The organism is Thermobaculum terrenum ATCC BAA-798, from assembly GCF_000025005.1.
In the GTDB taxonomy this organism is placed as follows: Bacteria; Chloroflexota; Chloroflexia; order Thermobaculales; family Thermobaculaceae; genus Thermobaculum; species Thermobaculum terrenum.
In genome coordinates, this window is sequence record NC_013525.1 from 20547 (window position 1) to 34982 (window position 14436).

A 14436-nucleotide genomic window follows, 5' to 3' on the forward strand; every position below is an offset into this window, starting at 1 on the left:
ACGAGTTGCTCCTATCTCCTCTCCATAGCAAATATAGTGGCTCTCATACCTAGCACCCACACCTTAACTGTGACTAACTCCCGCCAATCTTGCCCGATCAAGTGACGCATCAGCTTATCCTCCGTAGTCACCACTACCAGCCTGCCATCAGGCTTGAGTATTCTACCAGCCTCCTGCAGAAAAGCTGGGTAGAGCTCTTTATTACTCTCTTTGGATCCATAGCGGTAACCAAAGGGCGGATTAGTTACTATCGCATCCACAGAATCGTGTTCAAGAGGTATGCTGGTAGCATCCCATTGATGAAGCTCTATTGGTTTATATCTTGGCCCTATGTTAGAACTGGCAACCTCAATAGCTTCTCTAGATTTATCACTACCTATGATAAGCCGGTATCTACCAGCCAGAGCCCGTTCTATCAGTATGGTACCGGCCCCACAGAACGGATCAAGGAACACGTCATCGTTTCTCGGGCAAGACAACCACACCATAGCCGCGGCTATCGATGGTCTTAGTGATGCCTCCACATGATACTGTTTGTAAGCGTATCTTTTCGAATAGTCAGGAGTAAGCCTTACACCTCCCCAGACCTCATTGTCTATGACAGTAATCCAAACTTCTACAAGGGAATTGTCCTTAACTAGTCTCCAATTTCTAGGCAAAGTTGAGACCAGGATTTCTTCTGCAGTAGCCCTGAGCTGAGATCTAGTGAAAACATGACTGCCTTGGAGTCGAACTACTGGGCGAAAGGTAACTACTCTATGTTTTCTACGGCTTGCAGGCAGTTGATCAAATCTGTACCTAATGGCTTCTTGCCATCTGTCTGTTTTGATGGCTGACGCCAGGACTCGACCTAAATCCCTTAGGCCCTGCATGTTAGGGCTTATGTTATCCCTGTAGAGGAACAAGAAGAACGCATCCTCTACGACCCTGGATGTCAGGACCTCCTGCAGAGATTCAGCATCGACTACCAATAGGTCGTTTTTATCGCTAACAAATCTTCTGGAGAGAAATCTAATATTCCCTGCAGACGACTGAAGCTGTTTCTGAAGAATTCCACCAAGTCCTGGCGCTGTATGTAGCAGAAGTCTCATGTTTCAAAGCGCCTAATCACAATCGAAGCATTTATTCCGCCAAAGCCGAATGAATTACTCAATATTGTATCGACCTTGGCTTTACGCCCTCTATTTGGCACATAATCTAAATCACAATCATCCGATGGAGAGATCAAATTTACAGTAGCAGGTATATAGTCACACGCTAGTGCCATACAGCATATAGCGATTTCTATAGCCCCACTAGCTCCGAGAGCATGTCCGTGCATAGACTTAGTAGCGCTTACTGGTATCTTATATGCTCGTTCTCCAAACACCTTCTTGATAGCCAAGGTCTCAGTAGAATCATTAAGCGGTGTGGAACTGCCGTGAGCATTTATATAATCTATCTCATCGGTCGAGCAGCCGGCATTAGCTATTGCTAAGGCCATACACCTCGAAGCTTGCTCTCCCGTAGGCAGAGGAGCAGTCATGTGATATGCATCACTGGTGCTGGCATAGCCTATAATCTCACCCAGTATCTGGGCATTACGCCTAAGAGCATGCTCTAGGGACTCTAGCACCAGCACGGCTGCGCCCTCACCCATGACAAAACCATCTCTATCTCGATCAAACGGTCTACAAGCCGTCTCAGGGTCATCATTACGTGCGCTCATCACCTTGATCAAGGAGAAAGCTCCAAAGGTAAGAGGATACAAAGGAGCCTCTGCACCACCTGCCAGGATGACATCTGCTCTACCAGATCGTATCGCCATAAAAGCTTCCCCTATGGCGATAGTGCCGCTGGAACATGAATTAGCATTGGAAAGCTGGGGACCAGTGATACCAAAGTGCATGGATATATTACTACTGCTGGCTCCTCCAAACACGGAGAGTGCAAGGGAGGCACTTACAGCCCTCAACCCCTTTTCCACAAATATGGAGTGCTGTTCCTCAGCATAACCTACTCCCCCTAAAGCACTACCTATGAATATGCCAACTCTATCCTTATCTAGGGCATCAATATCCAATCCAGCATCATCTACCGCCTGCATAGCAGCTACTATTGAGAACTGTGAGAACCTGTCCAGCCTGGCAAGTTTCTTAGGAGGTAAATAAGTCGCAGGGTCGAAGTCTTTGATCTCAGCAGCCACTTGTGACCTGAACTGTGAAGGATCGAAACGAGTTATCCTATCAACTGCGGACTTCTCCTTGCACACCCCCGACCATAGGCCCTGGCGCGTAGTTCCAATAGGTGTGACTGCGCCTATACCGGTTATAACCACACGCCGATCAGTTTTCATTCTGGCTATGCCTTTCTTCGCTCGACTCGGCAAGTTCCTTAAATCTTCTCAAAGTCCTGGAAGCTATATGCTCTATAAATAACTTGGTTATGACCAACTCACCGATCTGCCTAAACACCGGCGGCCACCTTAGTCGCAGGTCGTGGTAAATCTCCACGTTAGTGCCTCCTTTTGACGGCATCAAACGCCACTCCACGTACATCCCCTTGGTGATACCCCCTACATGGGTAAACCTGAGTTTATGGGACTCAGGGAAAGCTTGAAACTCAGCCACCCATGATACAGGTATGCCACTTCTGGAAGCCCCCATCTCAAAAGTTCTAACGCTTCCATCATCTCCAAGAGCTCTTACATACCTGTAATGCGGTAAATACTCCTGCCACCGCTGAACATTACCCACCAAATCCATTATCTTCTCTGGGGGTGCTTTGATAAATATGCTGTTAGTTGCTTGCATAGCTTACATCCTTCAGTTACTAAAGTAATCAAGGTCGGAGCAATCCGAAGAGAAACCTGAGATTCAGATTGTACAGTGGATCTTGTAGATCTCCAATACCACGACTAAGTGACAAGCGAAGCGCTTCTCTATCCTGCAGCTTATTCGCTACATACTCCAGCATATAAGGATAGGAAATAAAGATCTGTATCAGAGATACAAGCAAAGACTTGCGCCGAAAAACACGTGCCCTTTCAGTCGCATACCTTTCCAGACCTTCTTTAATCCTGCCAACCTTTAGGTAAGGGGATACTACCTCCCCCAACAAGATCCCACCCCTAACAGCTTTGTATATTCCCTCCCCAGTGAAAGGATCAAAGAACCCTGCTGCATCACCTACTAGCGCCCAATTACGACCATGTACTTCTTTGACTCCGTGTCCAATAGGCGATATGCCCATGATACGATCAAAGCTAGCAGCTCCACATATCTGCTTATGGGCCTTAGGAAAAAGCTTGAGAGAATCCTCAAAAATGGCTTCTCTACCACGCGTAAGCGCCATCCGTCTCAAGTCAAGCACTATCCCCACGCTAGCACTTGACTTACCAGTTGCCGCCACACCACAGTACCCCCATGGATGCACATACATATCTCCATAGTCTGCATCTATCCCTGGAAGGTTGATATGAGTAACAAGTCCCATTCGTTTGGGCCAGATGAGAGGATATCTCCTGGACAAATTACGCGCCACCACTGACCTGAGACCATCTGCTCCTATCACCAGCTTGGTTCTTATATCCATCTGCGCTCTGTCCGGAAGTTGCACCCTAAGGATGGAATAATTATCTTGGGATACAACTGACATCACTTTGGCCTGATATCTAACCTCTACACCCTTATGAGCAGCATGATCAAGGAGCATCTTATCGAAAACATGCCTCTCCATAGTGGGGGCATAATACCTTCCATTATGCTCATCCACGTACTCAATAGTTATCTGGCTTCCTGCAGGGGTGTGTATCCTCATACCCTTTAGCATGTGCATCCCCGAGAGATCAGCGTCTATCCCAAGATTCGAGAGCAAAGGAAGGATTCCAGGGCTCATGTATTCGCTACAGGGCTTTGGTCTAGGGAATCTAGACTTATCCAGGAGCAACACGTCATGCCCAAGAGAAGCTAATACGTTCGCGACCGAGGACCCTGCAGGCCCACCCCCAACAATAACTACTTCTCGTTCCTCTATCACGGGGAACTCCTTAAGGGCCGCTAGGCTGATAAGTCTTTCTCACTAAGTGTCTCACCTAGCCGCTGAGACATTGAAACACGATGCTTCAGATAAGGCAAGATCTCAGCTACAAACAGACCCGCCATCATGAAAGCAGCACCGAACCACTGAAGTATAGTCATCCTGTCGCCTGCAAAGGTATATCCACCGATGGCAGCAAACACCGGCTCCATCGCCATTATGACAGCAGCCCTAGCAGCAGACATCCTTTGCTGAGCATAAGTTTGCATCCAGAAACCAAAGGCGCTTGCCCCAAGACCTGTTATCAACAGGGCTAACCATACATCCAAGTCGTTAGTTATCAATGGAGTCCTAGTCAAAAAAACAACTGGTAAGTACATGAACACTGAGGTGACTGTTTGTATGAATGCTAGTGCTGCAGAGTCCAGACCAGGGGAGTATCTACTAAGTAGTGCTATCTGGATACCAAAGAGCACAGCACACCCTAATGTCAAAGCATCTCCAGGATTCACACCATAGAGCCCGGCTTTACTTACCAGGAATAATCCTATGGTACTCAGTATCACAGCCACCCATATTCTAGGATGAAACCTACTGCGAAAGCAGAGGGCAGATATTATCGGTGCAAACACCACATACAGGCTTGTGATAAACCCCGAGTTTGTAGCAGTTGTAGAGCGAAGACCAACAGTCTGAAGCAGCATACCTAGCCCCAAGGTGGCTCCTACGGGCACGCCCACAAACAACTCCTTCTTGCCGATACGGTTTGCTGAGAAGGGAAGTAATGCTAAAGCTGCCAGAGCAAACCTCAGGGTAAGGAAAGAGAAAGCGCTGTAATCAGCTACAGCACTTTGTACTGTAACAAAGGTCAAACCCCATATGGCGGTGACAATCAACAAGCCAACCGTTACCAACTCTATCTTTCTCCACCAATTTTCCAGGTTCTCTTCATGGGCTGTAGAAGTCCCGTCGATGTAGTTTCAAATAGAGAAGCCTCAGCAAGAAACTCTCTGCCTATAGTCAGCAGGTCTGTGGTAGTCACCAATGCCTGTTGTGACAGCTGTAGCACGTTCTGGAGCAGGTATCTCCTTCTCTCAGGATCAAGCTCAGACACCACATCATCCAGTAGCAAGATAGGAAGGTCTCCAGTAATGCTCTTCATAAGATCAACCTCAGCAAGCTTTATAGCCAGTATCACAGAGCGCTGCTGCCCTCTCGAACCATAAACCCCAACATCAACGCCTCCCACAAGAAAGCTTATGTCGTCTCTATGGGGGCCAACCAACGTCATGCCGCGCCTAAGCTCCTCCCGACGCAGATCATGAATCTTCTTTATGTATAGATCCCTTATTTCCTCCTCGCGTGGATTATCTAACTGTAAGGGCAGTGAGTCGAATAGTGTGGATTTATAAGCAATACTCAGCTCCTGAGAGGATCCGGTCAGCTTGCTATGTACCATACTGGCTAGCTCATTCATCCTACTCAGGATCTCCAAGCGCCTGGCAAGTAGGTATGACCCTTGATTGACTAGCTCATTGTCCCAATAGGCAAACTGGTCGTTTATAGACTCATCTCTCAGCTTAAAGGCTCTATCTGAAAGAGCCTTGATTAGGGTGTTACGCTGGAGCACTACACGCTCATAGGTCTGCAACGTCCTTACGTACTGGTGATCCAACTGCGAAATTGTAATGTTAAGATAACGCCTTCGGAGGCTGGGAGCTCCGACTATAAGGTCGAGGTCCTGGGGCCCGAACATAACCACGTTCACCTGTCCTATAAGGTCTATAGCCCTCTTATTTACACCGTTGACACGTATACGCTTGCGTACGTTCTCGCCCTGTGCGGTAGATTCCTTCAGGATAGTGATCTCCACCTGTATTGGGCTACGCCTTCTCACCTCTGCTGCCACGCGTGCGAAAGCCGGCACACCCTCTTCGCTCTCCGTGTTCCAATTGATGAGCTCTCGATCCGAGCCAGCCCGATGTGATTTAGTGGTAGCGAGTAGATATATGGCCTCAAGCAACGTAGTCTTGCCACTCGCGTTGGGACCAAGGACGAGTATAGGGCCGTTGGGCAAATCGACCTGCAGGTTAGTGTAGTTTCGAAAGTTGGTAAGACTTATAGAGGAGCAATACACACTCAGGGATTATACCATTGAGATGATATCGATACTCTATACCCCTACAAAAAGGATGAGCAGTAGAATGGCCACGAATAACACCCAGCCTACAACGATGCTGGCAAAGGCTTTCTCTACCCCTTTCACCTTACGACTGCGTACCTTTTCATCAGCAAAGGCTATCAGTCCAAGTACGTGCCCGGTCACAGCTGAAAGTGCAAGGATTATCAGTACTATCCAACCAAACGTCGAGAAGGTTCTGCCATAACCCTTGGGAACTACGAGGATTTCATTAGTTATAGCCCCACTGATCAACAATATGGCGCAAAATATACCAACTAACAGACTACTGAAAGCATAGCGAGCCAGGTTACTCTCGTTACCTTTATTAGACTGCATATCTGCTGACACCCACCAGGGAAAATCTAGGAGTCATGCATAGAGGAGTTATTGTCTGGAGGATCGATCCACCTGCCATGAGCCTTGATCAAATCCACCAGTTTGTCTGCAGCTATTTCTTCCGGCACATTCTTCTCAACGCAGGTCTTGCCCACAAATAGATTTACTTTACCCTCGCCGCTTCCCATATAGCCGAAGTCAGCATCTGCCAGCTCCCCAAGGCCATTCACGATACAACCCATCACAGCTATTTTGACGCCTTTCAAATGACCAGTCTTACTCTTGATCTTTTCGGTGGTCGTCTGTAAATCAAAGAGCGTTCTACCACAGCTAGGGCAGGCTATAAACTCCGCCTTGCTGATCCTAGCACCAGAAGCCTGGAGGATATTGAACACCAAGCTTATCTTTTCCTCATAGGGTTTATTGCCTTCTATAGAAACCATAGAGCCTATACCATCGCACAATAGAGAACCGAGGCCAATCGAGGCATCTATCAGGTCATCTTCGGTGACCGTCAAAAGGAGGTTCCAATCTTTCCCTAGCTCCCTTAGCCTCGAATCTAGTAGCCTATAGGCCCTGATACGGTAAGATCTATCAGGTATTCTCAGGGCAAGGATAAGATCATTTACCCCAAACTGCTCGACCTTCAGTGCATAACTTATCAGCTCATCAACCACAGAATAATCATGCTTACCCTCAAGATCGCGCGCTTGATCATGGGCAATATTAGCGATAAGTTCTAGAACAAGCGGACGCTTGTGCTCAACGGCAAGCCGTGCAACCGTAGACAACCTATCCTCTTGTCCCCGTTCTATAGAACACATGTAGGCCGCGGCTTCAATATCTCTCACATCCACAGGGAATCGAAGGGTAGCGATCAAGGCTGGCTTGTTGGATGCGAACTGTAAACCACTAGCTGACGTCTGAAAAACGTCCCTGTCCTTCTCAGATACCACCTCCAGAGACAATGCATCTGCCCTCAGGCTATCGCGACCAACGGGCCTATTTATGCTGACTACCCCGTTAATTGATAGAGGAGACGACTGCTTGTAGAGCACTAGAGGAGGATTATTAGCTCCAAGCACGTGCTCTCCCAGGAATATTTTCCTGGTCGGTCTTGGAGAATAGTCAAAAGGTGACCTAAGATCCGGCAGAGGATCTATAGATGTGGCTTCATCACTGTCTGGGACTATACCATAAGCATATCGCTTGACTAGTTCGTAGGCGAATGGGATCTCGTTTTCAGGGTCTTCAGTAAGGGAAACCCTTACAGTGTCACCTATCCCATCCTCAAGCAAAGTACCTATACCAATAGCTGACTTGATGCGTCCATCTTCACCATTGCCAGCCTCTGTGACACCCAAGTGGAAGGGATAAGTCATGCCGTACTCGAGCATCCTGGCAGCGAGAAGCCTATAGGCAGCTATCATTACCTTTGGATTAGAGGCTTTCATAGAAAGTATTATGTCCTTGTATCCCCACTCTTCACACATACGCACAAACTCGAGGGCGGACTCCACCATGCCCAGCGGGGTATCACCATACCTGGACATTATCCTGTCGGAGAGGGAACCATGATTAGTGCCAATGCGCATCGATATTCCCCTCTCCTTACAACGCATCACCAGAGGATATAGCTTCTCAGCTATCTTCTCCAGATGCTTAGCATACTCCTCATCGGTGTACTCTTTTATGTGAAAGAGCTTAGTGTCCGCAAAATTACCCGGGTTGATCCTTACTTTGTCCGCCCATAGCGCAGCCTCCATCGCTGCATGAGGACTGAAATGAACATCAGCCACTATAGGAATGTGTATATTCTTGGACTGAAGCTCCTTCTTGATATCCTTTATGGCCCTGGCATCAGCAGGCGTGGGAGTAGTAACTCTCACTATCTCGCAGCCCACTCTCGCCAAGGACACGATCTGATTAACAGTCGATTCCACATCCTTTGTCCTGGTTGTGGTCATCGACTGAACTCTTATTGGATTATTTCCCCCAACTCCCACATTACCAACCATTACCTCATGAGTACACCGCCTCTTGTAGGAGTAAGGGTCTACGCAATACCTGTTGCTAGTAACTTCCTGACTTTTCACCATACCTCTAATCCAGAATCACATTGAAAAAGAATCTTAATAAGTTGTTTCAATCTTATTGTACCAAGGTGGATAATTAGGATCGTCTCGCGCCTATGAATTAGCACTTTTAGTTTGACAAACACTAATATAAGTAGCACTATAGTACCATAGAGTTCAAAAAGGGATCGCAAAATGGCACAGCAGTCCACCAATAATGGCATAGCCCTTACAAGAGGAGAAAAAACTAATATCAAGGTCAAGCTGTTGTTCCCAACTAAGGAGATAGCTGAACAGTATTACCTGCCGATCGCTTACACTGCAGCCAGGACCTGCTATTCTGAGAAATACCCGGAGGATATATGGGAAGACGCTCTCTCAGGCAAGATTCCACAAGAGAAGATGCAGAAGCTCATCGAGAGCATAATAGAGAGCGGACATGGCACAGTAATAGAACACCTGTGGTTCACATTCGCAATATCCGGAGTGTCGAGGTCCTTATCTCACCAACTAGTACGCCACAGAATGGGCGTGAGCTTCGACCAGCAATCTCAAAGGTATGTCCGTTACAAACACCCACAGTATACAGTGCCTGAATCCATAGCCGAAGATTCAGAGCTCTTGGAGAAGTTTGTCCAGGCTATAGAAGGTAATATGGAGCTTTACTCCGAGATGCTATCACAAGGTGTGCCTGCAGAGGATGCACGCTTTCTATTCCCCAACGGCATACAGACCAATCTTGTAATGACTGTCAATCTACGCGAGCTGATACACATGAGTGGATTGAGGCTGTGCACCATGGCACAGTGGGAGATCCGCAAGCTGTTCGCACTCATCAAGGCTGAGGTGCGCAGGACACATCCCTTCCTAGCGCAGTTTCTAGTAATAAAATGCGTCAGGATGGGTTACTGTGATGAGGCCCGTAACGCAGATGAGCATTGCAAAGTGCGACCTCATAAGAATACAGTCTTCAAACTAATAGACGAATACAGGCACTCACAGAGGACCAATTCAACCAGAGCTCAGAATACCAACGAATAAAGCTCTATCTGACTGGGGAGTTGTAGATCACGCCCGGATCAACGACTGTGCCAGTGGGTATAGGAATCACCTTACCCGGGGCTGGCGATACCACTGGGGGAGTGTTGCTAACAGTTGGCTGTGAAAGGAAATATCCGAACACAAACCAGGCAGCTACAGCAGCCAACAGCATCAATCCTACAACGAACAGTACAATACTGCCTCTCATCTAACCTCACCTAAGGTTGTTTTGTTCTAATTTCTAGGGTGTTTCTTGGCGTTTATAGCACCCTTATCTTCTTCCTCCTCAGGAAGGAGACCTTCTTCTATGAGTAGCTTACGCCTCAAGGCATTCCTCTTAGCTTCTCGTCTATCAAATACCCAAAATCCAAGAAACACAGCGAGAATATCAAGTACTACCCAACCTATGATCAGAGCAGCGGGCAGAAAAATAAGTTCAGGTTTATTTATGCCTATACCTTTGAGGATACCAGCACTAAGAAAGAGAATCTGAGCTCTAGTCTGGGGAACTATGCAAAGTGCTACGGATGCTATGCCTATCGAGAGGGTAACAATAAGCCTTATCAAATGGAACTTTCTCATGATACAGCCCCAAAAGTCTCCTTCTTCTCCCTCTGCATTCTACGTCAAAAAGTATTATGAGTAAACTAGATGCGTTTGGATAACGATAAATGCTAGAATGCTCAGAAGAAAATGAAAACAGATACTCCAAAGGTGGATCATATGGCAATAAGCGAAAGCAAAGTAAGATTTCCCTCTCTGGCAGAATTTGATCCCGAGATCTATGAGGCTATACAGAACGAAAAGCACCGCGAGATGAGCACTCTGGAGCTCATAGCTTCAGAGAACTTCGTTTCCAAAGCGGTGATGGAGGCTCAAGGCTCTGTACTTACTAATAAGTACGCCGAAGGGTTGCCAGGCAAAAGATACTACGGCGGCTGCAAATATGTGGACGTTGTGGAGAGCTTGGCTATAGAGAGGGCTAAGCAGCTCTTCGGCGCCGACCACGTTAACGTACAGCCTCACAGCGGTGCGCAAGCAAATACCGCTGTATATCTGGCTACCCTTAAGCCCGGGGATACAGTGCTCGGCATGGACCTTACTCATGGTGGCCACCTTACGCATGGGCACCCAATTAACATATCAGGCATGTACTTCACTTTTTTCCGTTATGGAGTCTCGAGAGAGACTGGATACATAGACTATGACCAAGTAAGGGCCCTTGCTAAGCAGCACAATCCCAAAATGATTATTGCTGGCGCTAGCGCTTACCCAAGAGAGATAAGGTTTGACATCTTCAGAGAGATAGCCGACGAGGTCGGAGCCTATCTATTCGTTGATATGGCCCACATAGCAGGGTTGGTAGCAGCTGGACTGCATCAGTCACCCATTCCATACGCCGATTTCGTTAGCACTACCACCCACAAAACCCTTCGTGGACCAAGAGGCGGGCTAGTCTTCTGCAAGGCAGAACATGCCAAGGCCCTTGATAAAGCTGTATTCCCTGGTGTACAGGGTGGACCGCTAATGCATGTCATTGCTGCCAAGGCTGTGGCCCTCAAGGAGGCTCTGCAGCCTGAATTCAAGGAGTATCAGAGACAGATAGTGAAGAACGCCTCAACTCTTGCTCAATCCCTAACAAAGCATGGGTTTAACCTCGTCAGTGGTGGAACTGATAACCATCTGATGCTCGTGGATCTAAGGAATAAGAATATCACTGGCAAGGAGGCTGAATCCCTTCTAGACGAGGTGGGAATCACTGTTAATAAAAACACCGTGCCTTACGATACACAGTCCGCCTTCGTCACTAGTGGTATAAGAATAGGTACTCCTGCAGTGACGACTAGGGGGATGAAGGAACCAGAGATGGAGGAGATCGCCGATATAATCTCTACGGTAATAGATGCAAGGCAGGGTGAAGCGCTCGACGAAGCGCGAGAAAGAGTGAAGACCCTAACAGACAGGTTTCCTTTCTACACAGACTAGCTAATTAGTTTTAGACACATGATAAGAGGGCCAGCTAGCTGGCCCTCTTATTGCTTACTTCAAGTGATAAGGCACGTTTATTACTACCGTGCCAGGCCTAAATAACAGCGCTGCTTTCAACCTGAGTGCAGTCTGGTTATGTAGCAATCTTTCCCACCAATGCTTGGGCACGAACTCGGGCAGTACTACAGTTATGGTATCATCTGGTCTCTTTCTGTCTACCGCGTCTATGTAAGCCAATATCGGACCAACGAGAGACCTGTAAGGAGACTCCATGATAACCAGGCTACATGGGCTGCCAAACTTTTCCCATTCTTTTCTAAACTCTTCCGCCTCTTCCTGATTCTCCACTACGTGTATAGCTGTGACGTTCGGGCTTATAGACTTAGCATATGCAAGACTTTGCAGAGCTACTTTATTCAGGCTGGCTACCGGTACTATGATCGTGTGCTTGATATCAGATGGATTAATTGGGATCTCAGGTTGTAGCTCCCTCTGCGCCCTCTCGTAATGGCTACGAATTGACATCAGCATTAATATCATGAGAGGTACGAGCACGAGAACTATCCAAGAGCCTGCATGTACGGTAAAACTGCCTATGTTGAACAGAGGGACACCACTGGAGAACTTGGTCACAGCCACTATCACAGCAACTATGCCAGTAATAGTTGCACCCACACCGTTTACGGCGGCTTTTACTCTCCATCCTTTCCCTCTCTGCCTGCGCCAATGAGCAACCATTCCAGATTGGGAAAGAGTGAAGGCCACAAACACACCAACCGTATACAGAGGAATTAGAGCCGTCACGCTACCGCCAAATATTATCAGCAGTAGGGACGCTATTACTGACAAGGAAATTATCCCCACAGAAAATGCCAGTCTATCACCTCTATGCAAGAACTGGTGAGGCATGTAGCCATCGCGCGCCAGGAAATAAGCCAACCTGGGGAAATCGGAGAAAGCTGTATTAGCAGCCAACACCAGTACTACTGCAGTAGCTGCCTGAACTAGCAAGTAATAAGGACCTGTACCCACGAGGGTACGAGCCAGTTGGCTGAGAACTGTCTCTTGTTCCTCAGGAGCAGGAATTATGTGCAGTTGACCCGAAAGGAAGCTTATACCTAGGAATAGTATTCCGAAAGTTCCTGCCATGAATATGAGGGTTATCCTAGCATTTTTCCATTCAGGCGGTTTGAAGGCTGGCACACCGTCCGAAATGGCTTCAGTACCGCTTAGACCCACAGAACCTGAAGCGAAAGCCCTCAGTATTAGCAATATACTCAGTGCTCCTAGAGATCTATGCTGCCATTCCTCCACCCAGCCAGGAGGCGGGTTATACTCAGGAAGGTCACCACTGGCAAATCTATAAAAGCCATAAGCTAAAAGACCGAGGATAGAGATTATATAGATATAAGTAGGAGCTGCAAAAATCGTCCCGGCCTCTCGGACTCCCCGTAGATTGCCTATCATGATGATCATTATCAACACAATTGATACAAGCACTCTGTGGTTATAGAAGAAGTCACCAGCGCTTGATCCCAGGAAGAACGGAGCCGCAGACCCTAAGGCAGCCACACCAGCAGCAATAGATACTGAAACCGTAAGCACATAATCGTTGAGAAGAGATGCTGCTGCTGTCAGTCCAGGAAGCTTACCTAACTCGTTGGATGCTACTATGTAGGCACTAGCGCCATGAGGATAGGCCCTTATTGTCTGTTGGTAGGAGATGACGACTATTATGAGGACACATATAACCGCTAATGTTATAGGTAGGGTTAGAGATAACGCAGATATCCCCCCCAGCAATAGAATCCTCATGATTTCTTCAGTAGCATACGATGAGGAGGAGATATTATCCGAACCCAGGATAGCCAGTGCCTTTATCTTCGTAAGGCGTTCGTGAACTTCCCTTGCGGTCTCTATTGGTGAACCAATTAGAAACCTTCTAACACTCCTTAGTGCCTTGCCAACGAAAGTCTTGGGTTCAGTTGCTCTGGGAGTAACCGATATATATCCACGGCCAACTTTTTGAAATCCCGGAGTATGCTGGACTCTTACATACCTATCACCCGGATGCCTACCACGCCTGACTTCCTTTACATCTAACTCTGAGCTGGGATCATGACCGTTAGTCATGTTGTAGAAATCCTCCAGCATGTATAAAGTTCATCTAAAAGTCACACAACAGTATAGCCTTTTATGAGTCAAGCATACAGATCATTTGTTATATATCGTTATCTCCGGTTATTCCTTCATAAAGATAAGGCTTAAGTACCCCTATATAGGGAAGGTTTCTATATAGGTCTCTAAAGTCCAACCCATATCCAACAACAAATTTGTCTGGTATCTGAAATCCCAGATAATCTATAGGTACATTCACGCGTCTTCTGCTAGCCTTATCTAGCAAAGCGCATACCTTGATGCTAGCTGGATGCCTGGCTTGCAAAGTCTCAAGCAGGTAGGATAAGGTCAAACCCGTGTCGATTATGTCCTCAACAATCAATATGTGCCTACCGCTGATATTACGATCTAGATCCTTGATGATTTTCACTACACCGCTACTTTCAGTGCTATCCTGATAAGAGCTGACTGCCATAAAATCTATGTTGAGCTGTATAGGGCAAGCTCTTATCAGGTCAGACACAAACATAACTGCTCCATTGAGTACGCCTATCAACACTGGTATCTTATCTTTATAATCCTCAGCTATCCGGCTACCAAGCTCCTTGATCTTGGCCTGGAGTTCAGACTCGGTTATGAGTATCTGCTCTATATCGGAATTCATTAAGTATCCCCCGT

General features: G+C 47.2%; 14 protein-coding genes. 2 read left to right on the forward strand and 12 right to left on the reverse strand.

From position 1 onward, the window contains the following. Nucleotides 1-11 precede the first annotated feature (11 nt). Genes TTER_RS00100 through ispG form a run of 8 tightly spaced genes read right to left on the reverse strand, consistent with a single transcriptional unit; the run spans nt 12 to nt 8634 of the window. Nucleotides 12-1091: a methyltransferase gene (locus tag TTER_RS00100; protein WP_012873978.1), complete on the reverse strand. Its 1080-nt coding sequence runs from the start codon at nt 1089-1091 to the stop codon at nt 12-14. Further along, complete coding sequence (fabF, locus tag TTER_RS00105) at nt 1088-2335, reverse strand: beta-ketoacyl-ACP synthase II (RefSeq protein ID WP_012873979.1); 1248 nt, start codon at nt 2333-2335, stop codon at nt 1088-1090. The genes TTER_RS00100 and fabF overlap by 4 nt, the downstream gene beginning before the upstream one ends. Further along, nucleotides 2325-2792: a type II toxin-antitoxin system RatA family toxin gene (locus TTER_RS00110; RefSeq protein WP_012873980.1), complete on the reverse strand. Its 468-nt coding sequence runs from the start codon at nt 2790-2792 to the stop codon at nt 2325-2327. Before TTER_RS00110 ends, fabF begins: the two co-directional genes overlap by 11 nt. Before the next feature lie 28 nt (nt 2793-2820). Continuing rightward, a complete protein-coding gene (locus TTER_RS00115) occupies nt 2821-4017 on the reverse strand; it encodes an NAD(P)/FAD-dependent oxidoreductase (protein WP_012873981.1) in 1197 nt (398 codons plus the stop codon). A 20-nt stretch (nt 4018-4037) separates the two neighbouring features. Continuing rightward, nucleotides 4038-4931 (reverse strand): DMT family transporter, encoded by an 894-nt coding sequence (locus TTER_RS00120; protein ID WP_012873982.1) that lies wholly within the window; start codon nt 4929-4931, stop codon nt 4038-4040. Nucleotides 4932-4933: 2 nt separating this feature from the next. Next, nucleotides 4934-6154, reverse strand: a complete 1221-nt coding sequence (gene recF, locus TTER_RS00125; RefSeq protein ID WP_169302588.1) for a DNA replication/repair protein RecF — start codon at nt 6152-6154, stop codon at nt 4934-4936. A 36-nt stretch (nt 6155-6190) separates the two neighbouring features. Beyond that, nucleotides 6191-6535, reverse strand: coding sequence for a hypothetical protein (locus tag TTER_RS00130; RefSeq protein WP_012873984.1), 345 nt, complete (start codon nt 6533-6535; stop codon nt 6191-6193). Between the two features lie 26 nt (nt 6536-6561). Further along, on the reverse strand, nt 6562-8634 hold the full coding sequence (gene ispG, locus TTER_RS16300; RefSeq protein WP_012873985.1) for a (E)-4-hydroxy-3-methylbut-2-enyl-diphosphate synthase: 2073 nt from the start codon (nt 8632-8634) through the stop codon (nt 6562-6564). Nucleotides 8635-8805: 171 nt separating this feature from the next. On the opposite strand from ispG, the gene thyX reads away from it, so the two are divergent. After that, nucleotides 8806-9651 carry an FAD-dependent thymidylate synthase gene (gene thyX / locus TTER_RS00140; RefSeq protein ID WP_012873986.1) on the forward strand — a complete coding sequence of 282 codons (846 nt, stop codon included), beginning with the start codon at nt 8806-8808 and terminating at the stop codon, nt 9649-9651. Nucleotides 9652-9655: 4 nt separating this feature from the next. Here thyX and TTER_RS00145 read toward each other — a convergent pair whose 3' ends face one another. Continuing rightward, complete coding sequence (locus TTER_RS00145; RefSeq protein ID WP_012873987.1) at nt 9656-9859, reverse strand: hypothetical protein; 204 nt, start codon at nt 9857-9859, stop codon at nt 9656-9658. A gap of 26 nt (nt 9860-9885) precedes the next feature. Then, entirely contained in the window at nt 9886-10218 is a 333-nt protein-coding gene (locus TTER_RS00150) for a hypothetical protein (RefSeq protein ID WP_012873988.1), read from the reverse strand. 156 nt (nt 10219-10374) lie between these two features. Between TTER_RS00150 and TTER_RS00155 the strand changes: the two genes are divergently transcribed. After that, complete coding sequence (locus TTER_RS00155; RefSeq protein ID WP_012873989.1) at nt 10375-11637, forward strand: serine hydroxymethyltransferase; 1263 nt, start codon at nt 10375-10377, stop codon at nt 11635-11637. A 54-nt stretch (nt 11638-11691) separates the two neighbouring features. Here the strand turns inward: TTER_RS00155 and TTER_RS00160 are convergent, their stop codons facing one another. Continuing rightward, nucleotides 11692-13773 carry an APC family permease gene (locus TTER_RS00160; protein WP_012873990.1) on the reverse strand — a complete coding sequence of 694 codons (2082 nt, stop codon included), beginning with the start codon at nt 13771-13773 and terminating at the stop codon, nt 11692-11694. Between the two features lie 88 nt (nt 13774-13861). Further along, the gene (gene hpt, locus TTER_RS00165) at nt 13862-14422 is read right to left on the reverse strand and encodes a hypoxanthine phosphoribosyltransferase (protein ID WP_012873991.1); all 561 of its coding nucleotides are present in this window, start codon (nt 14420-14422) and stop codon (nt 13862-13864) included. Nucleotides 14423-14436: the final 14 nt, after the last annotated feature.